Annotated in this window: 2 tRNA genes and 1 rRNA gene; all 3 read left to right on the forward strand. The window is 43.8% G+C overall.

What is annotated here, in order from left to right:
- A 16S ribosomal RNA gene (locus CLHOM_RS17295) occupies window positions 1–58 on the forward strand; the annotation flags it as partial.
- Between the two features lie 87 nt (window positions 59–145).
- A tRNA-Ala gene (locus CLHOM_RS17300) sits at window positions 146–221 on the forward strand.
- Between the two features lie 4 nt (window positions 222–225).
- Window positions 226–302: transfer RNA gene (locus CLHOM_RS17305), tRNA-Ile, on the forward strand.
- Window positions 303–523 lie beyond the last annotated feature (221 nt).

A 523-nucleotide genomic window follows, 5' to 3' on the forward strand; every position in this document is an offset into this window, starting at 1 on the left:
TGGGGTGAAGTCGTAACAAGGTAGCTGTAGGAGAACCTGCGGCTGGATCACCTCCTTTCTAGGGAGAAATGAAAGCATCACAGCTTTCATAGACTGGTTCTTAATTCTGTTTAATTTTGAGAGACTATTGGTTTCTCGAGAGTATGGGGGTATAGCTCAGTTGGGAGAGCACCTGCCTTGCACGCAGGGGGTCAAGAGTTCGAATCTCTTTATCTCCACCATTAAGGGTCTATAGCTCAGCTGGTTAGAGCGCACGCCTGATAAGCGTGAGGTCGATGGTTCGAGTCCATTTAGACCCACCAATTGTTCTTTGAAAATTGCATAGTGAATTAAACTTGAAATTAAGTTAAAATATCTCAACTGTGTTGAGATTTATTGATTTAATAGCTAATGGCAAAATGAAGCTCACTCAGCAGAGCTGAGGAGTGCTGACTTGTAAGCAAAATCGAAGATTTTGACAAGTCATGCATCTAACGATCAAGTTAGAAAGGGCGCACGGTGAATGCCTTGGCACTAGGAGCCG

It is taken from the genome of Clostridium homopropionicum DSM 5847 (assembly GCF_001263795.1).
Lineage (GTDB): Bacteria > Bacillota > Clostridia > Clostridiales > Clostridiaceae > Clostridium_H > Clostridium_H homopropionicum.